Here is a 24705-nt window from a genome sequence, read left to right as displayed (position 1 = left end):
TTTTACAATAGCAAAAAAAATCGCTTTCATATACTAAGATTTTCATAGATTAATATAGCAAAATCAAAGAAATTGTTCCCTTTATATGTTTGCAGTTACGCCCAGCGCTAACTCCCCGTACTTTCCTAATTTATAATCCATGTTTGTTAATTGATCAGTATAGTATAAGTTAAGAATGATAAATATTTAGAAAAAAGATAGAACCTAACTAAAACTTTTTTTAAAAGGTTCTTTGTTTTCCCCATAATTCACTTAAAAAAAGTAATGTATTTTCTATCACTGGCTTTGTTATGCTGAGTTCAATAATAACGCTTTCAACAGGTTTGTCATATTTTGAAAGGGGCTATGTACATGGCTAGTATACAAGTTAACCCAAAAGAACGTACATTTCACTTAACGAACAAATATTGCAGTTATCTTTTCCGTGTCATGGAGAACGGACAATTGGAGCATTTATATTATGGCAAAAAAATAGAGTACCTGGGTCAATATGACCGTTTCATTGAACGAAGCTACCGCTCCGTGTCTGTCGGTGAGTTTGATGGCGACTTGGTCACATCATTGGAAAGCATTAAGCAGGAGTTCCCTTCTTCAGGAAGTGGAGACTATAGAGAACCAGCAGTTGAGATCATACAGGAGAACGGTTCTCATGTAATGGAGTTCATCTTTGACCGTTACGAAGTCGTCACGGGGAAACCTAAAATCCCCCACCTCCCTGCTACGTTTTGTAAGGAAGCAGATGAAGCAGAGACACTCATGATCACGCTGACCGATTCCCTTACAGGAGCGGTTGCCGTGCTTGCTTACACCATCTTTAGTGAACTGCCTGTAATCACGAGATCCGTATCCATTACGAATTCCGGAAATCGTATTCTGAAAGTCAACCGTCTAATGAGCATGAGCCTTGATCTTCCAGACTCTGAATATGAGATTATTCATTTGTCCGGGGCATGGGGCAGGGAACGACATGTAGAACGTACACCACTCAGACCAGGCGTTCAGTCCATTGGGAGCACACGGGGAATTAGTAGTCATATTCATAATCCATTCCTTGCGCTTGCCAAACGAGGGTCTCAGGAACACCATGGAGAAGTTTATGCAGTTAATCTCGTCTACAGTGGGAACTTTCTTGCCCAGGCGGAAGTGGACAGCTACTCAATTACCCGACTGAGCCTCGGTATTCATCCTGATAAATTTTGCTGGACTCTGAAGCCTGGAGAATGTTTTTATTCGCCTGAAGCAGTTATGGTCTATTCACAGAGCGGTTTGAACGGCATGAGCCAGGCATTCCATCGCCTGTACAATAAACACTTAATTCGTAGTAGCTGGGCCGACCGAGAAAGACCTGTATTGATCAATAACTGGGAGGGAACCTACTTTGATTTTACCGAGCAGAAAATAGTGGATATGGCTACAAAAGCAAGTGAACTAGGGATTGAACTCTTTGTCTTGGATGACGGTTGGTTCGGCCAAAGAAACAATGATACCACCTCGCTCGGTGACTGGTTTGAAAACCGTGAAAAGCTACCGAACGGAATCTCGAATTTGGCAAACAAAATCAATGAGCTCGGTATGAAATTCGGTCTTTGGTTCGAACCAGAAATGGTTAACTTCGACTCTCATATTATGAAGGAACATCCGGACTGGGTTGTGGGAACACCCGGTCGCAAGCGCAAGCATGGACGGCATCAGTATGTTCTTGATTATTCCCAACCGCCTGTTGTGGATTACCTGTTCAAGCTAATGGATGACGTGCTCTCTTCTGCTCAAATCGAATACGTAAAATGGGATATGAATCGCTGCATTTCAGAAGCCTATTCATTATCTTTAGGTAAGGAAAGACAGGGCGAGTTTTTCCACCGTTATGTCTTAGGCGTGTATGCTTTGTATGAGAAGCTGATTGCCAAACACCCTGATATTTTGTTTGAGTCCTGTGCTTCCGGTGGGGGACGGTTTGATCCAGGGATGCTTTATTATGCTCCGCAAACATGGACAAGCGACGATAGCGAAGCAATTGAACGTCTCAAGATTCAGTATGGTACTTCCATGGCCTATCCGCTAAGCAGTATGGGTGCTCATGTGTCAACCATTCCAAACCACCAGGTAGGCAGAACTGCACCGCTGCATACCAGATCAAATGTCGCCTACTTCGGTGTATTCGGTTATGAACTTGATCCATTGGCTTTGACCGAGGAAGAGTGCAGTATTATCAAAAAGCAAATACAAGTATACAAACGCTACCGTCGATTAATTACCCAGGGAACGTTTTACCGTCTGCTAAGTCCCTTTGAAAAAAATGAGACAGCTTGGATGACCATTGATGCAGAGCGCGAGCATGCTCTCGTCGGCTGGTACCAGGTGCTATCACGTCCCAATGCGGCTTATGAACGGTTAAAGCTCATTGGACTGGACGAAACGGCAGTATATTTCGTGGAAGAACTGGGTCGACGTTTTACAGGCAGCGAGTTAATGAACATCGGACTTATACTCACCCCACCATGTAGGGTCGACCTGGATTTTAATATTGCGGAGAAATATGATTTCTCATCTCAATTATTTACTTTAACCAAAGAGACTTCCTCGTGATTGAGATATAAGTTTCATTAGGGGATAGACTTTAGTTAGAACGCTATGATTGATGCTATTGATCTTAAATACGTCATACCGGGTAAAATCATTTTCGTATAAATTCGATGATTTTACCTGGTATGACTCTCTGAAAATAAAGTATCCCATCAATTCTTGACTGCATGCCTAATCGCGCAATATACAGTGCCGCCTGGGTAGACATTATCTCCAGCAATAGAAGTCAATTAATGATGTGTCCAGATTTCTTTTTCCGCATCGCAAGCAAAACAACTGCAATTCCTTACAAAATCCCTCTGATGTTAATATCAATCATCATTTCCATTCATCAATTTTCTCCCCCAACTATTCGAATCAGACCATTGAGAATTCTAATCTCAAATCGCATTTGCCTAGGTTCAATTATTTTGTGTCGGCATATGTTGTAACAAATAAAAAAAATTCAATAGAGGAGTGCTACTTATGTACTACAATCTGGTGCCTACGCTAACTCATTCAGCGGATAATGGTATGATATGCCCCGTGGAACGAACAGGGGTAGCGGTATCTTGGGCTTTTCTGTACGATTTGGTGCGAATATTTTGAGGAAAATATCATAGTTGATTAAGGGCACCCGAAAACAGGTCCTTTTACGTTTAACAAAGAAGTAGTTATCCGTTATGCAGCGTCAGCCCGTGGCGGGGCTTATGGAGTGGTGGTTTATGAACGAAAAACCTCTCCCACCGGTCAAGATGGCCGAACAAATCGGCATGCTTTTGGAGCGCAAATTGTGATTCCGGGTCAAATTAGAGTAGCAGACTTATCTATCCGCTACTCTCACATCCATGAGTCAGAAGCAGCTCAAGCGGGTTGCTTCCTCAATTTCAGCTAAAAGCATTAAAGATCGTGTCTATCGGGACCAAATACGAGATTCGCCGACTGTTTGGCCTCCTCAATGACCTTCATAACCTTTTCGCTATGCTCAAGCATATCCGAGACTTTTTCCAAATCATTTTCTCGGATGATACGGTCGAATTCAACAAACTCGTCATACATACGGTGCGAATGATCTTTCAGGTCCACCCGGATGGGCGTTTCCTTTGTAGGCGTGTATTCAAAATAGTCGCATACATTAGCTGAACTCGCCATATGGATATAGCCTTTATTGCCTTGAATGTTCACAGCATTGGGTGCCGTACTATCTTTTGAACCTATGCAAACACACTTGAAATCGCCGTAATCCAGCAGCAGTATACCTGAAGTGTCGATCTCACGCTCCATGTTCGCCCAATACTCCACCTTCTTAGGGCTCCCGAAGAGGCCAACAACAAAATGAATATTGTACAAATTGATATCCATCAAGGCTCCGCCAGACATTTCCGGATTAAACGCAGGCTGGACTACCCCCGATTTAAAAGCCTCATACCGGGATGAATATTGAGAATAGTTGCATTCCACGATTTTAATCTCGCCAAGTTTAGGTAGATGCTCCTTCATGGACAAATAATTTTTCAAATATTGATTCGTAATGGCTTCCACTAATACCAGTTTTCTTTGCTGAGAAATTTCTTTTAGTTCTAGAAATTCTTGCAAATTGGATGTAAACGGCTTCTCACAAATGACATGTTTACCACTCAATAAAGCTTCTTTGACATATGAATAATGAAGATGATTAGGCAACCCAATGTAGACAGTGTCCACGTCATTATTCATCAGCATTTTGCTGTAATCCGAATAAATCTGAGAGATTCCATATCTATGTTGCCAATCCAATAACTTCTCTTCATGACTAGGTCTAGAACAAATAGCCTTTAATAAAATAGTCGGGATTTCCTGAATAAAGCTCAATAGATCCCCTACGATCATTCCTGCTCCGACAATTCCCAAGTTCATTCTAGCTACACTCCTCTATACCCTTCTCAAGTATTTCCATTGAAGTTATGGTTTCTTCATCTTTAATCACTTTTTCTTTGCCATGTATAATCGATTGATAGAGATCGTCATACACCCGGGCATAATCCCCTTTTTCAGAAACGACTTTTTCTTCATGGTACTGACCATCATCACCCAGGTATGTTAAGATGCCATAATGCTTAGGCTGGTCAAGGCCGAAATCAGGGTGTCCCGTAGGCAGATAGAACAATTTAAGATGCTCCTCCTGACGATCCTTTGTCTGCTTTATAAAAACACCTTTTTTGCCGTATACAACAAAACTCGGCCGCTCTTTTAAACGAAAAAAGCTGGATTTGATGGATACCTTGAGTGAGGAATAATAAAAATCCAGATCAAAATAGTCATTCATTCTTCCAGAACCGAGCAATTGGCGAACATCGTAGTGGATCGTGTCAGGCTTCCCAAAATAGGAAAGAACCTGGTCAATGGTATGAGCGCCGTGTCCATACAGGTAACTGTTATGTTTGGAAAAATGAGAGGTGGAGTTAGGAGTCTCAGGGCGATAATAATCGAAATGCATCTCTACCTCCAACAAATCACCGAGTTTTCCTGATTCAATAATCTTCTTAGTAGTGAGGAAATCCGAATCATAACGTCTATTTTGATAGCACTGTATGATCAGATTTTTCTCTTTGGCATATTGGAAGATGGACACAGCTTCTTCTTTCGTCAACATAAAGGGCTTCTCAACAAGTACATTTTTTCCGTGGTCGAGTGCCATTTTCGCATACGTGTAGTGCGATTCTACAGGTGTACAGATAGCAATCAACTGAATTTCCTTATCGTTCATTAGAGATTCAAGATGATCTGTATACTGCACGCCAGGGATTTTCTCCCACTCCCCTTTATCTGGATTACGGGCGTAGATCGTCTTTACCTTCAAATAATCTCTGCTCAATGAAAAAGGAAGATGATACCGATTGGTGCTTTTGCCATTCCCAATGTAACCGATGGTAAGCATATTAATTCCCCCTAGGCTCTTTTTCATTTATTATAGTAAAAGAACGTCGATCGTAAAGAATTTGCCATCAAAATGGTACATTCAACCGAATAATTGTAAGCAAGACGGTTTGTTTTTAAACAAAATGTTCACTTTACATCTTTTGTAAAATGCTATTTCTATTGAACCGGGGGGAACCTGTTGAAAATACTGATGCAATTGTCTGAAATGAAAAACTTTACACCAAACGAAAGAAGCATTGCTTCCTATATTTTGGCCCATAAGGAAAAGATTCTGCATTTAAATATTCAGGAGCTTGCCAAAGCTACGTATACTTCACACTCAGCCATTAATCGATTAATTCATAAACTTGGGCTATCCGGCTTCAAGGAGTTTACAATTAAACTTGCTCTGGAATTTCAGCAGGATACCCAGAATATTTCCAATGTAGACCCCAACTATCCATTCGGATTTGATGAAACCCCACTACAAGTGGCCAAAGAAATTGCAGAGTTAATGAAGGAAACGATTGAAAAAAACTTTACCTTCATGGATGATAACTTGCTGTCACAAACGGCCCATTTGCTGAATCAAGCGGATAGGATCTTTATATATGCGTTAGGCGATTCACAAATCCGAGCGAAAAGTTTTCAGAATAAATTAATAAAAATCAACAAATACGTGGTTATAGCCACGGAGCTGTCTGAATGGGCTTACCATACGGCTAATCTAACGTCGCAGGATTGCGCTATTTTTTTAACTTATCATGGCAAGTCACCGATTTTCTTAAAAGCGGCACGACATTTTGCGCGGGAGAATATCCCATTTATCACAATTACAGCTACCAATCAAAGTGAATTGGCCAAACTAAGCCATATCTGTATCCAGGTGCCTAATGACGAAGTAAAGCATGCCAAGATTGGTACATTTTCGTCGCAAATTGCCTTTGACTATGTATTAAATGTGATATACTCCTGTATCTATAAAATCGACTACTTGAAAAATATGAAAACCCTAACACAATCGTTGGAGAATTCGCATCTCAATGACATGATGAATGACGTATAGAAGGACTAGCTTCCCTCTAGCTACAAAATAAGCGTGTAGGGTTGTCCTTCAACAAATAAGGTCTAGTTAGTATTATGCTAACTAGACCTTTGTCTTTTATCGCTTCAAGCCCGTCAGTACAGCCGACAGCAAGCTAGGAAAGCGTTCATTCAAATCATTGTAACGGATAGAGATAAAGCGTTGGGTTCCCTCTATTCTCGTATGAATAACCCCTGATTCCCGAAGAACCTTGAAATGATGAGACAAGGTTGACTTTGGGGCTGAAATATCTATCGAGCTACAGGATTGCTCCCCTTTTTCGTCTAAAATCTGGATGATATTAAGCCGAATGGGGTCACTTAGAGCATATAAAACTGTAGGTAGAGTAATTTCAATTACGTTAGGATGATACAGCGTTCTCAAGATCCGTTCACCTGCCTAATAAAGAATTATAGTTGCATTATAGCATATTGGAATGCTATATTTCTATTATTCGAAAATATTCGAACAATAGAACAAATGGAGGGTTTCGTTTTGAATAAAATCATCACCTTGTTTTTCTTGATTATGTTTTTCATTGGTACGGATACATTCATTGTGTCGCCTCTTCTACCTATTCTTCGTGAAAGCTTCGGCATTTCTATCGAACAATCGGGCTGGATCGTTTCAGCCTATGCTTTAGGGTATGCTCTGTTTGCCTTAATTGCAGGTCCGTTGTCAGATGCATGGAATCGAAAAAAAGTACTGCTGTTCGGTTTGCTTGGTTTCGGTATCTTCACTCTACTTTGCGGCTTTGCCGTTGATTTTTGGACCATGTTTGCTTTTCGCTTATTGGCTGGCATTAGTGCCGCTTTTGCCTCACCTCAAGTTTGGGCAGCCATTCCTCAGTTAGTTCAACCACATAAAGTGTTAAAAGCCATGGGAGTTGCCACCGCAGGATTAGCCTTTTCCCAAATGCTAGGCGTCCCCATTGGCAGCTATCTCGCAACCGCCGGGTGGCATACACCCTTTATTGTGATTGGTTGCTGCACCTTCCTGATCGTTATTTGGACTGCTGTTCTCTTGCCCGCCTTGCCTCCTTCTATGCAGAAGCAAAAGGCTCCCTCGATTAGGAACAGATATCGTTCATTGCTGCAGGGGTCAACACCTAAGGTCGCTTTTCTGGCCTACTTCCTGTTCCAACTCGGAAATTTTGCTGCCTTCTCTTTTATTGGCACATGGCTGTCCGACAAATTCAGCCTCAATGTTGCAAATATTGGTACGGTGATATTGTTCCTTGGTTTAGGAAATACGATCAGCAGCTTATTTGGGAGCAGCCTAGTTAACAAAGTGGGGCCTAAGCACTCTTTGATCTATGGCGTAATTTTCATCGGCCTGCTTTATTTGCTTCTGCCCTATTTACCTAGTGTGACCTATGTCGAAATTACATATTTTCTGATCTTCCTTATCCTTGGAATGATTTTTCCGCTTATGATGAGTATGCTTCAAACCTTGTCTGCCACAGCACGCGGAACAGTTTCATCACTTGCCAATTCTTCTATGTATTTTGGAACGATGATTGGCTCTTTCACAGCAGGATTGCTATACGCGCACAGCGGTGGTTTTATTTCCGTTAGCCTGTTTTCTGTGATTTGTTTCGGTGTGTCACTGATCTTGTTCCTACGCAGCGGGGTTTTACTAGGTCTAAGACTAAAATAGAAACGAGTAACCTTAAAAATTGACATAAGTGCTATCTTTCGGCCAGGAAAAGAAACTTATATTATTAGAAAAGCCGCCAGTATGGCGGCTTCTTATGCTATCTAATGTTGTCTACCTTGGAGAATCAATTTTCATCAATAGTATTTCGAATATCATAATCATCGATGTTGATATCCAAAGCCATCCCAAGTGCTAACTTTGCCAGTTGGCTTCCAATAAAGGGCCCCATGGTCAGCCCGGATGCTCCAAGCCCATTGGCAGCTATAAGGCCGTTCCAGCCAGGAACAGCTCCAAGCACCGGTAGAAACCCGGGTGTAAAAGGACGGAAACCAACTCTTACCTCCTGAAAAGTACTATTTGCTAAATCAGGTGCTAATTCTAAACCTTTATTTAGGATTTCCTGCATCCCGCCTGCTGTTACTCTTGTATCGTATCCTTCGATTTCATTTTCGTGAGTCGCCCCTATGACGATCTTCTGTTGATCAAACGCCAACAAATATTGGTCAGAAGGTGGCATGATTACAGGCCAGGTGCCTGTATCTTGCCCAGCAGGGATCTGCAAATGCATGATTTGTGCTTTTTGAAAGCTAACCTTAAAGCGAATGCCCAAAGGCAGCATCAGTTGATTTGCCCATGCACCAGCACAAACAATGACTACGTCAGACGAAAAGCTGTTTCCACCAACCGTTACTCCGGTTACATGATCGGAATCATATTGAAGCACAGCATCCCCATGGATAAGGGTTGCCCCATTTCTTTGTGCTGATCGGATCAACGCATCACGCAGCGCACGACCATCTATACGTGCGGCACCGCTAATATGAACAGAATGATATCGATCTACTAATAAAGGAAAACGTTCATGGGTTTCCTTTTCATTGAGTTGCGTAATTTCACCGATTTCCGGTGCATCTGTATGTCGTAAGTGTGCCCGTTCCTGCATTTTTTGGATTTTCTCTATATCATCATGAATACTGAGAGCCCCAACTTGAGCATAGCCAGTTTCTGTTTCTCCCTCGCTTTTGAGTTCTTCAATCAGCTCGGGGTAAAAACGTGCGCCCGCTTTGGCTAGCTGGTACCAAGCTTTATTACGTCGCTGTGATAGCCAGGGACAGATAATGCCAGCAGCTGCATCCGTAGCCTGTCCTTTATCTTTGCGGTCTACCAGAATGACATTAGCTCCCATTTTTGCTAACTGATATGCTGTCGATGCCCCCAGAATTCCTGCTCCGATTACGATAACCTTTTTCATGATTACATTCCTTTCCTACATCACTGTATCCATTATAGCGAATACTGCTTGAATGCATAAAGTTTGAAACATTAATATTTCAATCCTTATAAAGTTCTTAGAATTGATCTGTAAAGTAGTTGTCAGAACGAATGAAAAGGATGAAATGATATGGATAACATTATTTTACAGACAAAAAATCTCTGCAAAACCTTTGGACGACAGCAGGCAGTGAACAACGTCGCGTTGTCTATTCAAGAGAATTCCGTTTATGGACTGCTCGGTCCAAATGGGGCAGGAAAATCAACCACCTTAAAAATGCTAACCGGCATGCTGCGCCCGACAGCTGGTGAGATTTTTTTTCAAGGAAAACCTTGGTCGCGGAAAGATCTCGCTCAGATCGGCGCGCTGATCGAATCCCCTCCACTCTATGAGAATTTGACAGCTAGAGAGAATCTTAAGGTTCGTACAACATTGCTGGGATTGCCTGATTCACGGATTGATGAAGTATTGAGTATTGTTGATTTGACCCATACCGGAAAAAAGCGTTCTGGTCAGTTCTCGATGGGGATGAAACAGCGACTAGGCATTGCCATTGCGCTCCTCAATCATCCCAAGCTATTGATCCTAGATGAGCCAACCAACGGACTAGACCCTATCGGCATTCAGGAGCAACGCGAGCTGATTCGCTCCTTCCCGAAGCAAGGAATTACCGTAATTCTTTCCAGTCATATCCTATCCGAAGTCGAACAAATTGTTGATCATGTCGGTATCATTGCCGGCGGCGTATTAGCTTATCAAGAGGCCGTCACTCCTGGGCAAGACCTGGAATCATTGTTCATGCAGATTGCACAGGAATACCGAAAAGGAGGTGAGTAGGATGCAGCAATACATAGCCGCTGAACATCTCAAATTAAAGCGCACCTTTACGAAAAAGCTGGTCTGGCTGGCCCCCATCGTTACTCTTCTTCTATGTACCGGACTCATGGGAGGACATATGTTCCAAAGCGCCAGCTACAATTGGTGGTATATCATGCTACTACCAGGTGCCCTAACCTTAATGTGTTCAGGAGTAATTCAAAAGGATGGCAAGAAGTTGAAATACCATGCTATCCTCGGAATGTCTGTGGATTCAGCTCAGGTATGGTACGGTAAAATCGGAGTTTGTGTAAGACTCTTAATGTTTTCTTTTATTATCCTATTTATAGGCATAACTCTCGGCGGATTCGTGTTTTCAACTTCCGTGACACTAGCAGGAAGCGTCGCTGCAACTCTGATACTCTTCATCACCTTTTTGTGGCAAATTCCGCTTTGCCTGTTTCTAACGGACCGAATAGGCATGTTTGCCACTCTTATCATCAATATGCTGGGTAACGTAGCTTGCACGATCTTGTTCGCAACATCTTCTGTATGGTGGGCCGTGCCCTATGCTATTCCAGCGCGATTGATGTGCGCCGTCATTCAAGTGCTGCCTAACGGGCTTGCTGTGCCTTCAGGAGATCCACTTTTGGATCGAGGCGTAATTGCGCCCGGACTAGTGATCACAGTTTGTCTATTCATGATTCTGTCCGCACTGACGGCCATGTCTTTCCGCAAACGGGAGGCTAAATAAGATGATATCTTTCTTCCGCAATCTGAAATCTGATGTACTTAAACTAAGAAGGCAGCCCTTATTGCTGGTACAGCTGCTTGTGCCGCTTTTAGGCATAGCAATCTTTCTAGCCTATTATTCCTTTACTCCGTACTCACCGATTTCGAAGGTGGAGGGCTATTTGCAAATCCTGGCAGTGGCTCTTCCTACCATGATCGGTATTGTCTGCTCCATTGCTGTTGAGCAGGAATCAGTCGCTGGGAACTTCCAGCAGCTCTTGACCTCGCCAATGAAGCTGTTACCTTTTTTGAGTAAGCTTATCCTGCTACTGATCTTGGGATTTGGTAGTGTGCTGCTTGCCTCCGGCGGCTTTGGGGCTGGCTATATCTATTTTATGAGAGAGTCGCCGTATGGCTTGAAATTTTATGTGTTGGCTGCCTGCATTCTGTTTATGTCCAGTGTATTCCTTTATATTCTGCATTTTTTCATTAGTTTGCGGTTTGGCAAGGGAGCTTCCATCGGTCTGGGCATCATGGAGAGTCTATTGTCCGCTTTGCTTCTTACAGGGCTGGGTGATCATAATTGGATATTCATTCCCTCTGCTTGGGCGGCCCGGTTCATTACGATTTGGGTGCAATACGGTGTAAGCTCAACAGAATTTATTCCTGAAGCTATACAGCTTGATTGGGGAATCAGATATTGCGTAGTAGGGACCTTAGTCATCATGGTATTATTAGGGTTATGGATTTGTCGTTGGGAAGGACAAAATTCGTCGGAATAAAGATTAGAGTAAAGAAAGCAAGGGAAGTGAACTAAACATGGCAAACTTGTTGGCCGTTGATGATGAACCCGCCGTTTTGGCACTCCTTCAAAATATTTTGCAGAAAGATGGCCATGTTGTCACGGTGGTCTCCAACTCCCCACAGGTTCTCACCATGCAGCTTGGAGCCTTTGACCTCATACTGCTTGACGTGATGATGCCTACCATGGATGGGTACGTACTCTGTCGGGAAATTCGCAGCAAGGTAGACTGTCCCATCCTGTTCCTCACAGCAAAATCCATGGAAAACGATGTGATGTTGGGTCTTGGGGAAGGAGCAGACGATTATATTGTCAAGCCGTTTGGGGCTGGAGAGCTGCGCGCAAGAATCAATGCCCATCTCAGACGGGAGAATCGCGAACGACGTAATGTATTCTGCATTGGGGAAGTTCATTTCAACCTGTCCGGCAAGGAAATCACTGTTCAAAATGTAGTAGTCCCATTTACCAAAAGTGAATATGAAATATGTAAATTTCTAGCTTTGAACTGGGGCCAGGTATTCTCTAAAGAACAAATTTACGAAGCCGTCTTCGGCTTTGATGGGGACAGCGATTCCGCCACCATCGTGGAGCATATCAAAAATATCCGGGCCAAGCTTGGCAAAGTAGGGGTTTCGCCAGTGGAGACAGTTTGGGGGATCGGGTACCGATGGAAGTAACCAAAGTACAGCAAGCACGCAAAACAACCAAACTGCGAAACATTTTCCTGGGTTATTTAGTTATGTTTTGTACTGGCACGATTGCACTCGCACTCATCCTGGTCCTCATCTTCTATGTCCTGATGTCTTGTGGGATCATTCTCCCCGCAAACTATGCTGAGAATCAGGTGCGTGAGGACAAGACAATCATTGAAGCCGGGAAAACCCTGCAGCCGGATTCTCGGCAGAAACTATATAAATACGCATTATTTACTTCAAAAGGCCGCCTCGTTGAGGGTAATCTTTCTGAAAAACAGGCTCAAGCCGCTTGGAATGTGACGCAGCAAAAGGATACTACTTATCAATTTCCCTATAACTATGTAAAAGTCTCACATCATGATAAAGTTACTGTGATGCGCTATTCGGTCTCGGCTCAGTTTGAACCTCCTATCCTGCGTCAATATCTGCCGAACGCGGAATTGTCCTTTTTTGCCGTGTTCTGCATCGCCTTCCTGGGAGGAGGTGTCTTACTGGCTTCCAACTTCGGACGAAAGCTGACACACAAAATGAATGGATTGCAGCAGGCTACAAAGCAAATTCAAGCGCAGGATCTGGACTTTTCAATTCAGCTCAGTGGCGTGATGGAGATCGATCAGGTCCTTCATTCCATGGATACAATGAAAGAAACATTAAAGACTTCGCTTCAGAAACAATGGAATCTCGAAAGATCACGTCGTGAGCAAATATCCGCCCTGGCACACGATATCAAAACACCTCTCACTATCGTTCGCGGAAACGTAGAGCTTCTGACCGAAACCGAGCAATCTGAGGAGCAGAAGAACTATACTGATTATATAGCGGAGAGCATCAGGCAAATGGAGCAGTATATCAAGACGCTTATTGAAATGTCAAAAGCGGAAACAGTGGCCACTCTGCAGACGGAAACAATAGATACTGACTTCTATCTAACGAAGATAAAAGATCAGGTAATGGCTCTGGCTGCTGTCAAAAAAATTTCTGTCGTATTTGCTGCATTTAACCTTCCTAAGACGCTGTATATAGACCCAGTTCTGCTTGAGCGGGCCATCATGAATGTTGCTTCTAATGCGGTGGATCAAACGCCAGAATATAGCGAGATCCGGCTGACTGTGGAGTCTGTGGGAGACTGTATTCAGTTCAGCATCGTAGACGAAGGCCCAGGTTTCTCTGCGGAAGGCCTTAAGCAAGCAGCCGAGCAATTTTATATGGGCGACTCGTCCAGAAGATTAACTGGACATTACGGTATGGGCTTGTACATAACAAAATCCATTGTGAACCTGCACGGCGGAAAGCTGATCACTACCAACTCCACCCGGACAGGCGGCGGACAAGTAAGTATTGAGATACCAATCCGTGTATCATCGACGTCATGATAAATTCCTAACAAAAAGAGTTCTAAAGTTTTTTACTTTAGAACTCTTTTTTTACAGAATATTTACTTGGTAATCGTAATCTGTTTGGATGCTGCATTATAGTTTACCTGATAACCCGAAAGCTCGCTGATGACTCGTAATGGAACCAGCGTATAGCCGTTAACAATAACCGGAGCAGTGATGCTCGTCGAATAATTCCGAGAGTTGTTTAACTCATATACAGCAAGGGTTGAATTCTTGACTTGAAGTACTATTTGTTTGCCGTCTGTAGGACGATTCAGAATGATCTTTTTGGTCCCTTTTTCATAGTTTACATCATAACCCACCCGTTCACTGATAAAGCGTAACGGGACCATCGTTACCCCATTTATGATTTTTGGCGCCTGAGCTATCGTTGTAGCCCGACCATCAACATAAGCTGTTCTAGCTCCTTGTGTCAGGGTGAACGATGTTGAATATGAAGCCACCGCATTGTTCGTGTAACTCGTCGTAGTGCCTGAAGTCGTTGTAGTTGAACTCGTCCCGGACGATGTACTACTGGTGCCTAATGCTCTATTGCGAATAGCCTCTAGTCGGTCCAGCAGATCGCTTTTACGTGTACCAGTTGGCAGATCACTAATCGCATCTCTGGCAGAACGCCAGTCGGACGCATTTAGACTGTTTTCCGCAATTCGCATTAAATCTCTCGCTTTCTCATAGTTTGATGAACTAGAGGACGAAGAGTAGTAACCATCCGAATTCGTGCGCTCAGATATCTTTACACCACTTGATTCCCTTCCACTACTATTTACGGTTATGACCTTAATCTCATACCAGCGTCCTTCTCGTAAATCCGTTATTTTATAGGATTCTGAGGTTGTAGTTCCTTTATAATCACCATCAACATAGATTTTTACCCTCTCTGCTCGACTTGGCATATCATAGGTAATTTTGATCCAGGTGTCGCTTTTGCTATCGACTTCAAGATTGGACACTTCTGACGAATTGGAGGATGTACTGTTCGTTGTGGCGGTCAACTTCACACCGGAGGACAACGCACCTGTGCTTCGCTTGGATTTTATCGTGAACGTGTATGTCTGGCTTGCCGAAAGATTATTAAATGTATAGGATGATCCTGTTGAATCAGTTACCAGCTGCCCATCCTTATACAGACTGACCGTACTAATTCCGCTAGGTTTTGTCCAGGATACAGTAACGCTATAGTTATTTACTGATGTCACTGAAGCACCTGTCACCTCGGGCACGATATCGGTAGAGACTGAAGACGTTGTAACCGGAATACTAACTCCTTGAGATATGTTTCCGGATTTGTCTATCGTTTTGACCATTACAGTGTAGGCTGTAGCAGCATTTAAGACATTAAACGTGTAAGACGTGCCTGTGGTTTTCTGAATTTCTGTACCATTTAAATAAATAATCGCTTGGCTTAAGTCAGCATCTTTAGGCAATATGTAATTGATGGTAAATCCATTATATCCTATATTCGTCGCTGCCAGCCCGCTTACTTCTCCTGGGGGTGTCTTATCTACAGGAACATCAGTAGAGGCTGTTTTTACAGTTATTGGCTTACCTTGAGATTCGTTGCCGCTCTTATTCACCGTTTTCACGAGAAAGGTATATGTCGTATTCGGCTGTAAACCGCTCATCATATAAGAGTTGCTTCGAATGTTATCTTCATATACAGCGTTAGTGACATTAACCACTTTTACGTGGTCAAAATTGATGTCCGTTGGATTGGTCCATGACAAATTCACTTTTGTTGTTTCTGTAGGAATCGCTGTCAGATTGCTTACCTCTACTGGCGCAATATTCGCAGTAACCAATTGGGTCGACATTAATTTCATCACTTGGTTAATATTAGGCTTCTGACCGGTTAATGTAGTCAATTTCGTGCTAGAAGTGATCGGTATATGGCGTCCTTGAACGGTCGCTAATTTGGTATGTGATTGTGGTATGTTCAAACCTGTCAGATTTGAGTTATGCCTTTCAGTCGGCAACGCGCTAGCTACTGTATCGGGTACCAAAATGCCATACCCCGTATTCAAAATCAGCGTAGCCGTTGCGAACGGAGCCATCCATTGACGCAAACGTTTTTTATTCATGTTTTATGCTCTCCTTGATACCAGTATTGAAATTTTATGTTGTCAAAATAAATAAGTAAACTCACAAACCCTTCTGCTGTAATCCAGCTTTTAAAATAAATACCATAACGTACAGACGTTCATTTAACTGTTATCGGAATTTCCATACAAAATGTTTAGACCTGACACTAGCATTCTTTAGTAATTGGGTACATGTTAACCTAGAAATGTCCATATACACAAAGCCTTTGAGCTTGGCTAACTAGACATTTTTTTCTTACGCTAAGCCATACAAACCAAACGTTGTTGCCCTAGTATTAGAGGAAATATTAAAAGCTAGCTGTAAATATTCGATATATCGTAACTTTCTACCGTTCAATAGTATTACATTATAGGATATATTAAATTTTAAGTAATAAAAAAGGAGATGTACCTATGTTCAAAAATGCTTTTAAGACGTTTGGGTTCATTGGTAATGTTGAAGCGATTTCTTATCTGCTGCTTGTATGTATTGCCATGCCACTTAAATACGCAGCTGGAATGCCGCAAATGGTAAGCTGGGTCGGTATGATCCATGGGGTGCTGTTTGTGGCTTATGTGGTTGCAATTGCAGTCATGCTGATTTTACGTAAAATTACACTATTACAAGGTCTTACAGCCTTGATTGCCTCGCTGTTGCCGTTCGGCCCCTTCATTTTCGATCGTAAGGTGCTTAAGAAAGCCGAAGCACGTGCCAGTCATGCCAGCCCGATCAAAGCAACATAAACAGATACGAGGCCCAGGTCGATGCATCAATGCGGCGCTCTTTCACCACTTATACTGCAAAATATTAAAAAAAACAACCGAGTGGTTTACAACCATCGGTTGTTTTTTATTCACAAATAATAATTTTTAGTTCCCGATATTTTCCAAAAATTCATAATAGCCATCATTTGACGGGTCATCCTGGCTGGTACGTTTGAGATATCCTACTATAGCTAAATAAGCAAAAAGTCCGTAAAAATACCGATTGTAAGGGAGACGCCTAACTTTGACATTCATTCCATCCCCTTTTGCTATATTTATGTAATCACAACTAATCTCTCGGGTAATTTACACTCATGATATCCATAAAAGGAACTTTATCCGTTTCTCCATTACTCTCTACATGAACCTTGCCTGTTCTCGGGTCCATTTTAACGATTTGTCCACGGGTTGTTTCTTCGCGTCCCCATACGGTCAATACAACTTCGGATTGCTCTTGTTGTGCTTCTACAAGCTGATTCCCGATTTCCTCCAGTACAAATTCATCCCGAGTAGGCCGTTTGGGTACCTTCGCTTTTGCCACTTGCTATCACTCTTCCTTTCGTGCAAAATCAAATTCATTCTATTTTACCATACTTTTCATCATTTGGAACTGGTAATGCGAGTAAAATTATGTCCGGGGATGCACCAAAAAGCCGAGTTTTCAAAAATGAAAACATCGACTTTCTAAAGTCACTGTTGGTGGCTTATTAAGGTGCTTGAAAACAGAAAGCTAAAATGATTTGACCAACTGTGGAATGTAATCCACGATATTGTAAATAGGAGCGCTACTCTGTTGTGTAACGGCTAAAATTAATGCCCCTTCGAGCATCGAAATGATCAGTACCGCCAGACTGTGTGCCTTTTCCTCGTTCAAACCCGATTCCTGAAGGCGCTCCATATAGATATGCTGCCAATCTGTAAACGTATTCACACAGGCATGACGTAGTGATTCACTAATACAGGAAGTTTCCGCAGCAGCCCAGAAGCCAATCGGCATGAAGCTGTCAAAGCCGAGACGGTCTGCCTCCTCAGCTGTATGACGAATAAAATCCTGAATGGCTAGTACAGGATTTTCGTTTCCGTTCAGTGCCTGTTTCAATTTTTGCTTAATAAACTCATTTCCTCTTTTTATACACTCCAAAGCCAACTCTTCTTTACCCTGCGGAAAATAATAATAAAGTGATCCCTTCGGTGATCCACTCTCCGCAAGAATCTGATTCAGTCCGGTCGCATGATACCCCTGGTGAAAAAAGAGCCTCGACGCCGTTTGTACGATATTCTCATATGATTCGGGTTTAGCAGCCATATACAGCATCCTTCATTATATAATATTTAAACATTTACTTTGACAAAAAAATAATAGCATGTTTATTATATATAGACCGATCGCTATAATTCAATACCCATTAATTTATTGGAGGAACAAAAACAACATGAGTACAATGAGTCAAACAAGTTCACCCTCTGAACCCAAAACGTTCAAGGTGCTACCTATTATGATTGCCCTGCTCCTTAGTGGCTTTATTGGGATGTTCAGTGAAACGGCACTTAACATTGCGTTGAATGATTTAATGCAGATTTTGCATATCACCACAGCGACAGCTCAATGGCTGACCACCGCTTATCTGCTAACACTCGGTATTTTAGTGCCTGTATCGGGATTGCTGCTTCAAACCTTTACAACAAGACAGTTGTTTGTTACATCGTTGCTGTTCTCAATAGCTGGTTGTCTCGTTGCGGCCCTTGCCCCTACCTTTTCGGTGTTATTGATTGCACGCATTTTGCAGGCTATGGGTACAGCGCTGTTATTGCCATTGATGTTTAATACGATTTTAATTATCTTCCCGGCTGAAAAGAGAGGCGCGGCTATGGGAATCATCGGACTGGTTATAATGTTTGCACCTGCGGTAGGGCCTACCATTGCTGGACTGGTACTGCAAAATTTATCTTGGCACTGGATCTTCTGGATCTCCCTGCCGTTCCTGGTTCTCTCTCTGATCTGTGGTATTTTATTTATGCAGAATGTCTCAGAACCAACCAAGCCCAAGATTGATCTTTTATCTATTGTTCTGTCTTCCATTGGCTTCGGCGGTGTCGTGTTTGGTTTCAGTAAATCCGGTGAAGGTGGCGAAGGCTGGACCAGCCTGATTGTTTTGCTTCCTGTGATCATCGGTGGGTTATCGTTAATTCTGTTCTCTGTACGACAGTTGAAAATGAAAGCACCTATGCTGAATTTGCGTGTATTTAAATATCCAATGTTTGTGATCGGCGTTATCATGGTGTTCTTATGTATGATGACGATCCTTTCTACCATGCTGATTCTTCCACTCTTTTTGCAAAAAGGGCTGGCCTTATCTGCTCTAACAGCAGGTTTGGTGCTTCTGCCAGGTGGGATTATCAACGGTCTCTTGTCGCCTGTTATGGGCTCCTTATTCGATAAATTCGGTCCCAAATGGCTTGTGATTCCAGGACTTGTGATCGTGGCGGCTGTGTTGTTTTTCCTGTCCGGCATTACAACGACATCCACGCTTGTACTCATTATTGTGCTGCATAGCTGCTTGATGATCGGTATTTCCATGATTATGATGCCAGCTCAAACGAACGGCCTCAACCAGCTTCCTATGGATTTATACCCAGATGGAACGGCTATTATGAGTACCCTCCAGCAAGTCGCTGGTGCAATCGGTACTGCCGTAGCGGTAAGTATTCTCTCCAAAGGCATGGATAGCTATTTGAGCCAATCCAGCATGCCTCAGTCCGTAAATGAAGTGGCCAATGCCATGGTAATCGGATCTCAGCATTCATTTTTCTTTGCGATGATCATCAGCGTGGTCGGTCTGATTCTTGCGTTTTTCATCCGCAGAGTTCATGTTGAACATGGCACTGCCAAAGCACCGATGCATTAATTCATAAAGATGTGTCATCCGAAATTACAAATATCTGAATAAAACTAAAAGGCTGCTAACCATTTTATTTATGGTCAAGCAGCCTTTTGGTTTAAGCTGGAAAATAAATCTATTCGCCTTGCGGAACAGTCAAGCCCAGACCTTCAGCTACACGGCGTCCGTATTCAGGATCCGCTTTATAGAAATGACCGATCTGACGCAGTTTGATTTCATCACTTTCTACGGGCTTCATCGCATTTACAATGTTTCGAACCAGACGTGAGCGCTCTTCTTCACTAAGCAAGCGGTACAGATCACCTGGCTGTGTATAGTGATCGTTATGATCGTAAGCTACACTTTGTGCCTCGCCAGCCACCTCAAATGGAGCGATTTTGTGAGCTGGTGTTTCTTTCGGTCCACCGAGACTATTCGGCTCGTAATAGACAGATCCCCCACCATTACCGTCACTGCGCAATGCGCCGTCGCGTTGATAGTTGTGTACTTCCGCATGCGGACGGTTGATCGGCAACGAATTATGATTTGCACCTACACGGTAGCGATGCGCGTCGCCGTAGGCAAACAGGCGTCCTTGCAGCATCTTATCTGGGGATGCCTCAATACCAGGAACAAATGAACCCGGCGAGAATGTCGCCTGCTCTACCTCAGCAAAGTAGTTTTCAGGATTGCGATTCAGCACCATACGCCCTACCTCAATCAGCGGGTAATCCTTTTGAGACCATACTTTGGTCACATCGAACGGATCAAAACGGTACGTATCTGCGTCTTCTAAGGGCATAATCTGCACATAAAGCTTCCATGCCGGAAAATCACCCTTTTTAATCGCATTAAACAAATCTTCTATATGATAATCCGGGTTTTCACCGGCAATTTTCGCAGCTAAATCTACATCAAGATTTTGTATGCCTTGTTCTGTTTTAAAATGATATTTCACCCATACGGCCTGCCCCTCAGCATTTATCCACTTGAACGTATGGCTGCCGAAACCATGCATATGTCTCAGTGTAGCGGGAATACCGCGGTCAGACATCAGGATACTTACCTGATGCAGCGATTCAGGAGACAAGGACCAGAAATCCCAGACTGCATTCGGGTTTTTTAGATGCGTTTGGGGATGACGTTTTTGCGTATGAATAAAGTCAGGAAATTTAATGGCATCTCGAATAAAGAAAACAGGCGTATTATTGCCCACGAGATCATAGTTCCCTTCTTCTGTATAAAATTTCACCGCAAAACCACGTGGATCACGTACAGTATCAGATGAACCTAGCTCACCGGCCACAGTAGAAAAACGGATAAACATCGGAGTACGCTTGCCTACTTCAGACAAAAAACTTGCTTTTGTATATGAAGACAAATCATTAGTGACTTCAAAATATCCGTGTGCCCCCGCACCTTTGGCATGAACAACGCGTTCCGGCACACGCTCCCGGTTAAAATGCGCCAATTTTTCTAGCAGATGCACATCCTGAATTAGTACAGGCCCCCGTGAGCCAGCTGTAATCGAATTCTGATTATCTCCAACAGGAGCGCCCCAGCTTGTAGTCAGGTTCGTTGGTTGGTTACTCATAATTGAAATCACCTCTTGATTGAATTGGTTGACCATGTGCCTTTCACTATAAATTGCCCACAAACAAAAATCAATACTTTTTTATAATAATTATAATTTAGGATTTAGAATTAGTTTAAATTAAAACAAAAAAGCAAGCCCAATAAGGCTTGCCATAGTACAGTACTGTAATTATTTACAATAAAATCACTTCAATTTTTACGTTCTATAATGATTTTATTGATACTTCTTCAGGTTTGGCTATAAAGGCTTTCAGACAATATTCATCTGGATTTCATCATAAAATCATAATAGCAACTGCTTCCTATCGAGAAAATCCAGAATATCCTGTACCGACTGACTCACCTCCCGGTCTTCAGTCGATACGATTAAATCAGGTTCCAGTGGCGCTTCATATGGAGCATCAATCCCCGTGAAATGTTGAATTTCCCCGGCTCGTGCTTTTTTGTACATTCCTTTTGGATCACGTCGCTCACATTCCTCCAGACTGCACTGTATATAAATCTCGTAGTAGCCTTCCTGTTGTAAAATATCCTTTACCATTTCACGATCCTCACGATATGGCGAAATGGTAGCGCAAATCGTTAGAATACCCGCATGGGCCATCAGCTTGGACACTTCTGCAATGCGACGAATATTTTCTTTGCGGTCAGTGGGCAGGAAACCCAAATTGCGATTTAAACCATGCCGAACATTATCCCCATCCAAAATAAACGTACGTATGCCTCGTGCATATAACGCTTTTTCGAGAGTAGAGGATACCGTTGACTTTCCCGAGCCAGACAGCCCCGTAAACCAAAGCACCGGGCTTTTATGTCCGTTCAGAAGCTGCCGAGCTTGCTTATCAACTTCTGATACATGCCAAGTAATATTGGAAGATGGCTTCATTCAGCACTCTCCTATTTTATTTTAATTGGTCTCTAGTATCAGGATAAAGCATTTTTAAAACTGTTTAAAGTACGCTGCTCTGCTTTGTGGTCCAATACTGCAAAGACAATCCGCTCAAACAGCAGTCCATATCCTTCAGCCACAAGCACTTGCTTAAACCATTCTGCAACCTCTTCCGGCTTATTACGAAATACCCCGCAGCCATAAGCACCAAGCACAAGATGTTGTACACCGTTTTGCATGGCCATTCCCAATATGTAACGAATGCGTTCCAACATGACTTGTCCAATCCGGTGCACTTGCTCTGGCTCACGCTCACGCACGATTCCAGCATTTACAGCAGGCGCAGTCAGGAAATCGACTAGATACGGATTTTCCAGCAATGCTCCCTGATCATCACGAAAAACAGGAACCTGCGGAGAATAAATCATATAATCTGAATAAAAGCAGCTGCGCAGCTTCCGATTATGTTGGTACATTTCCTCCATTTGTGAAATACACGGATACAGCGCTGATGAACGAGCCAAGCTTTCCTCTTGAGCCTGACTGCCTCCAAGGAATCCGCCCCCTGGGTTTTTGGCTGATGCAAAATTTAAACATGCTACATATCCCCGCTTCTCCTCAACCTGGAGTCTATGTGCGGCCTGCAACGTACTTTCTCCCGTAACTTCCATCTTTCCAATGATCGCCTGTTCGCCTACATGGGAGGAAGCCCCCCATATATTTTTTATTTTTTGCTCTGCCTCTTGCTTTATAGCCACCAGTTGAGCAGGCTTGTATAATTTCGAGCCTGTGACCGCATTCTCTACCTCTTTTGCTATATTTACTTGTACCTGTTTGGTATTCGTATAATGCCCATTCTCCAAAATGGACAGTGTTTCATGCGCCATATGTGACCTGGTATCCCGATTACTTCGGGAAGTCATTGTATTTTTCATGACGAAGAGTCCTCCTTTTGCAATAAATCCTCACGTAAATTCGTTAATATTTCCCCCAGCCAGTTCGTACCACGCCATAACTTACGGTGCTGTATACGTGCATCGTTTTCCGCTAAGCCTACCCCCCAAATGGTGTCTGTTGGACTAGCCTCAACTAGGGTAGTTCCTTTCGTTTTAAGCAGGTGCTTGAGCAAATTCACATTTTGGGTGAACTTGGCATAATTGCCGGCATACACGAATTGCCGGCAATTTGCTTCCCACAAGGATTGGTCAAAGCCACGCACACTGCGACCACGGGCTTTTTGCTCCCTTGGGGTGGAGGCTTGCAAAATTTTCTGTGCTACCTCTTCATCCCCAAAAAGCTGTGCTTTTTTTAGCATCATATACTGCTCGGCACAGTTAAACTCCAATCCGTCCACGACAAATTCACAAGGGTACCATTGTGAAAAGGGCGAATGACTGCGATAAAAAAATGTAAACTTTTCCACGAATAATCCTCATTTCTTCTTCCTTATATGCTATATAAAACGTGACCGTGGTTTAAATCGGTATAACTTGGACGGACGATGTCCGGCCGCTTTCCTGTACTCATTGGTTTCTTCCACGAGATCTGCTATTTTACGACGAAAAGCTGCGGCTAACAGCTCCTTACCTAAAATAATTTCATACACTTGCTGAAGCTCACTCAGTGTAAATAGAGCCGGCATCAGGTGAAACGCGATATCTGTATATTCAATTTTGCTGCGTAGACGCTCAATACCGTACGCGATAATTTTGGCATGATCAAAAGCAATTCCCTGTGAATCCAGCACTTCTCGCTTCATTTCTATGGTTTTCCCCTTAAGAATTTCAGTTACTTTCACTTTGGCTGACAGAAGGATGTCCGCATGCTTCAATGTAATGTTAATGCTCTGCTCCCATGTGTAACCTTCCGGTTGATTCGTCCGCGTCTCCTGAGCCACAGTGTAATCCAGTTCAAACCATTGAGCATCTGCTGCATCATCCCCTGCCTGTACCTCCAAGGATTCATGGTCGACTAGTGCCATGTAAGCACAGCTGATTACCCGCATACGCGGATCACGTGCCACATCTCCCCAAGTATACAGCTGCTCCATATAAATCTGATCCACATTGGTTTCGGTTTTAAGCTCGCGTCGTGCAGCTTCTTCCAGGCTTTCATTCATACCCACAAAACCGCCAGGTAATGCCCATTGCCCTATAAAAGGGTGCTCTCCTCTTTGGATCAATAGGAGTTGAAGTGTTTTCTCCGGCAGCTTGCGGTAATTCTGCTGGATCTGGTCCATTACAGTAAATAGCAGCATATCCACCGTTACGGACGGACGCTCATATTGATTCGCATCATAAAGGGCCAAAAATTGTTCTTCCGTCAAGCCACTGTGGTTGTGTTTCGATCCATCTGTCACTTGTGTCACCTACCTGCTTCTATTTGGGGCATCATCGCTTTTGGTTCAAAAGCAACGAATGCTTTATATATTTTTTAATTTTAATCAATTGATAAAAACAAAATGATAATATCAATACATTAATACATAATCAATGCTTCGTCAATAGGGTGAATAGACCTATTTCAGGTCAAATGATAGTACTATTAGACTGTTTAGTGAATTTTACTTGTTGCTTATTG

General features: G+C 42.9%; 23 protein-coding genes. 11 read left to right on the top strand and 12 right to left on the bottom strand.

Annotated elements, in window-relative coordinates; all coding sequences use genetic code 11:
• Positions 1-351 precede the first annotated feature (351 nt).
• Together ACQQ6X_RS22600 and ACQQ6X_RS22595 are read left to right on the top strand one after the other, a co-directional pair.
• The gene (locus ACQQ6X_RS22600; RefSeq protein WP_305167129.1) at positions 352-2586 is read left to right on the top strand and encodes an alpha-galactosidase; all 2235 of its coding nucleotides are present in this window, start codon (positions 352-354) and stop codon (positions 2584-2586) included.
• A gap of 462 nt (positions 2587-3048) precedes the next feature.
• The gene (locus tag ACQQ6X_RS22595; RefSeq protein ID WP_305167128.1) at positions 3049-3171 is read left to right on the top strand and encodes a hypothetical protein; all 123 of its coding nucleotides are present in this window, start codon (positions 3049-3051) and stop codon (positions 3169-3171) included.
• Between the two features lie 291 nt (positions 3172-3462).
• Here ACQQ6X_RS22595 and ACQQ6X_RS22590 read toward each other — a convergent pair whose 3' ends face one another.
• Positions 3463-4458: a Gfo/Idh/MocA family protein gene (locus tag ACQQ6X_RS22590; protein WP_305167127.1), complete on the bottom strand. Its 996-nt coding sequence runs from the start codon at positions 4456-4458 to the stop codon at positions 3463-3465.
• A 1-nt stretch (position 4459) separates the two neighbouring features.
• Positions 4460-5479, bottom strand: a complete 1020-nt coding sequence (locus ACQQ6X_RS22585) for a Gfo/Idh/MocA family oxidoreductase (protein WP_305167126.1) — start codon at positions 5477-5479, stop codon at positions 4460-4462.
• Between the two features lie 180 nt (positions 5480-5659).
• Between ACQQ6X_RS22585 and ACQQ6X_RS22580 the strand changes: the two genes are divergently transcribed.
• Entirely contained in the window at positions 5660-6526 is an 867-nt protein-coding gene (locus ACQQ6X_RS22580; RefSeq protein WP_305167124.1) for a MurR/RpiR family transcriptional regulator, read from the top strand.
• 96 nt (positions 6527-6622) lie between these two features.
• Here the strand turns inward: ACQQ6X_RS22580 and ACQQ6X_RS22575 are convergent, their stop codons facing one another.
• Positions 6623-6928, bottom strand: a complete 306-nt coding sequence (locus ACQQ6X_RS22575; protein ID WP_305167123.1) for an ArsR/SmtB family transcription factor — start codon at positions 6926-6928, stop codon at positions 6623-6625.
• 111 nt (positions 6929-7039) lie between these two features.
• On the opposite strand from ACQQ6X_RS22575, the gene ACQQ6X_RS22570 reads away from it, so the two are divergent.
• On the top strand, positions 7040-8203 hold the full coding sequence (locus ACQQ6X_RS22570; RefSeq protein ID WP_305167122.1) for an MFS transporter: 1164 nt from the start codon (positions 7040-7042) through the stop codon (positions 8201-8203).
• 124 nt (positions 8204-8327) lie between these two features.
• Here ACQQ6X_RS22570 and ACQQ6X_RS22565 read toward each other — a convergent pair whose 3' ends face one another.
• Positions 8328-9455 (bottom strand): NAD(P)/FAD-dependent oxidoreductase, encoded by a 1128-nt coding sequence (locus tag ACQQ6X_RS22565; protein ID WP_305167121.1) that lies wholly within the window; start codon positions 9453-9455, stop codon positions 8328-8330.
• Between the two features lie 150 nt (positions 9456-9605).
• Here ACQQ6X_RS22565 and ACQQ6X_RS22560 point away from each other — a divergent pair, with 150 nt between their 5' ends.
• Genes ACQQ6X_RS22560 through ACQQ6X_RS22540 form a run of 5 tightly spaced genes read left to right on the top strand, consistent with a single transcriptional unit; the run spans position 9606 to position 13894 of the window.
• Positions 9606-10313 carry a lantibiotic protection ABC transporter ATP-binding protein gene (locus tag ACQQ6X_RS22560; protein ID WP_305167120.1) on the top strand — a complete coding sequence of 236 codons (708 nt, stop codon included), beginning with the start codon at positions 9606-9608 and terminating at the stop codon, positions 10311-10313.
• A gap of 1 nt (position 10314) precedes the next feature.
• Positions 10315-11046: a lantibiotic immunity ABC transporter MutE/EpiE family permease subunit gene (locus ACQQ6X_RS22555; protein ID WP_305167119.1), complete on the top strand. Its 732-nt coding sequence runs from the start codon at positions 10315-10317 to the stop codon at positions 11044-11046.
• 1 nt (position 11047) lies between these two features.
• A complete protein-coding gene (locus tag ACQQ6X_RS22550; RefSeq protein ID WP_305167118.1) occupies positions 11048-11806 on the top strand; it encodes a lantibiotic immunity ABC transporter MutG family permease subunit in 759 nt (252 codons plus the stop codon).
• A gap of 37 nt (positions 11807-11843) precedes the next feature.
• Positions 11844-12503, top strand: a complete 660-nt coding sequence (locus ACQQ6X_RS22545) for a response regulator transcription factor (RefSeq protein ID WP_305167117.1) — start codon at positions 11844-11846, stop codon at positions 12501-12503.
• Positions 12494-13894 carry a HAMP domain-containing sensor histidine kinase gene (locus ACQQ6X_RS22540; protein ID WP_305167116.1) on the top strand — a complete coding sequence of 467 codons (1401 nt, stop codon included), beginning with the start codon at positions 12494-12496 and terminating at the stop codon, positions 13892-13894. The genes ACQQ6X_RS22545 and ACQQ6X_RS22540 overlap by 10 nt, the downstream gene beginning before the upstream one ends.
• 62 nt (positions 13895-13956) lie before the next feature.
• On the opposite strand, the gene ACQQ6X_RS22535 is transcribed toward ACQQ6X_RS22540, so the two are convergent.
• Complete coding sequence (locus tag ACQQ6X_RS22535; RefSeq protein ID WP_305167115.1) at positions 13957-15996, bottom strand: fibronectin type III domain-containing protein; 2040 nt, start codon at positions 15994-15996, stop codon at positions 13957-13959.
• Positions 15997-16410: 414 nt separating this feature from the next.
• Here ACQQ6X_RS22535 and ACQQ6X_RS22530 point away from each other — a divergent pair, with 414 nt between their 5' ends.
• Positions 16411-16740 carry a DUF3817 domain-containing protein gene (locus tag ACQQ6X_RS22530; RefSeq protein ID WP_305167114.1) on the top strand — a complete coding sequence of 110 codons (330 nt, stop codon included), beginning with the start codon at positions 16411-16413 and terminating at the stop codon, positions 16738-16740.
• Positions 16741-17050: 310 nt separating this feature from the next.
• Here ACQQ6X_RS22530 and ACQQ6X_RS22525 read toward each other — a convergent pair whose 3' ends face one another.
• Both ACQQ6X_RS22525 and ACQQ6X_RS22520 read right to left on the bottom strand, forming a co-directional pair.
• Positions 17051-17302, bottom strand: a complete 252-nt coding sequence (locus tag ACQQ6X_RS22525) for a YolD-like family protein (protein ID WP_063210480.1) — start codon at positions 17300-17302, stop codon at positions 17051-17053.
• 189 nt (positions 17303-17491) lie between these two features.
• Positions 17492-18067, bottom strand: coding sequence for a TetR/AcrR family transcriptional regulator (locus ACQQ6X_RS22520; protein ID WP_149033205.1), 576 nt, complete (start codon positions 18065-18067; stop codon positions 17492-17494).
• Between the two features lie 136 nt (positions 18068-18203).
• Between ACQQ6X_RS22520 and ACQQ6X_RS22515 the strand changes: the two genes are divergently transcribed.
• Positions 18204-19667: a DHA2 family efflux MFS transporter permease subunit gene (locus tag ACQQ6X_RS22515; RefSeq protein WP_305167218.1), complete on the top strand. Its 1464-nt coding sequence runs from the start codon at positions 18204-18206 to the stop codon at positions 19665-19667.
• A gap of 109 nt (positions 19668-19776) precedes the next feature.
• Here ACQQ6X_RS22515 and katA read toward each other — a convergent pair whose 3' ends face one another.
• The 5 genes from katA to ACQQ6X_RS22490 form a co-directional block, all read right to left on the bottom strand.
• Positions 19777-21234: a catalase KatA gene (gene katA / locus ACQQ6X_RS22510; RefSeq protein ID WP_305167113.1), complete on the bottom strand. Its 1458-nt coding sequence runs from the start codon at positions 21232-21234 to the stop codon at positions 19777-19779.
• Positions 21235-21519: 285 nt separating this feature from the next.
• A complete protein-coding gene (gene cysC / locus ACQQ6X_RS22505) occupies positions 21520-22122 on the bottom strand; it encodes an adenylyl-sulfate kinase (protein WP_305167112.1) in 603 nt (200 codons plus the stop codon).
• 38 nt (positions 22123-22160) lie between these two features.
• On the bottom strand, positions 22161-23060 hold the full coding sequence (locus tag ACQQ6X_RS22500; RefSeq protein ID WP_305167111.1) for a TIGR02452 family protein: 900 nt from the start codon (positions 23058-23060) through the stop codon (positions 22161-22163).
• The gene (locus ACQQ6X_RS22495; RefSeq protein WP_305167110.1) at positions 23057-23548 is read right to left on the bottom strand and encodes an NADAR family protein; all 492 of its coding nucleotides are present in this window, start codon (positions 23546-23548) and stop codon (positions 23057-23059) included. The genes ACQQ6X_RS22500 and ACQQ6X_RS22495 overlap by 4 nt, the downstream gene beginning before the upstream one ends.
• Before the next feature lie 30 nt (positions 23549-23578).
• Positions 23579-24484, bottom strand: coding sequence for an NUDIX hydrolase (locus ACQQ6X_RS22490; RefSeq protein WP_305167109.1), 906 nt, complete (start codon positions 24482-24484; stop codon positions 23579-23581).
• Positions 24485-24705 lie beyond the last annotated feature (221 nt).

The sequence above is a fragment of the Paenibacillus ottowii genome, assembly GCF_050516475.1.
GTDB classification, from domain to species: Bacteria; Bacillota; Bacilli; order Paenibacillales; family Paenibacillaceae; genus Paenibacillus; species Paenibacillus ottowii.
The sequence above is the reverse complement of the archived record's forward strand: the minus strand, read 5'-3'. Positions and strand labels throughout refer to the sequence as shown.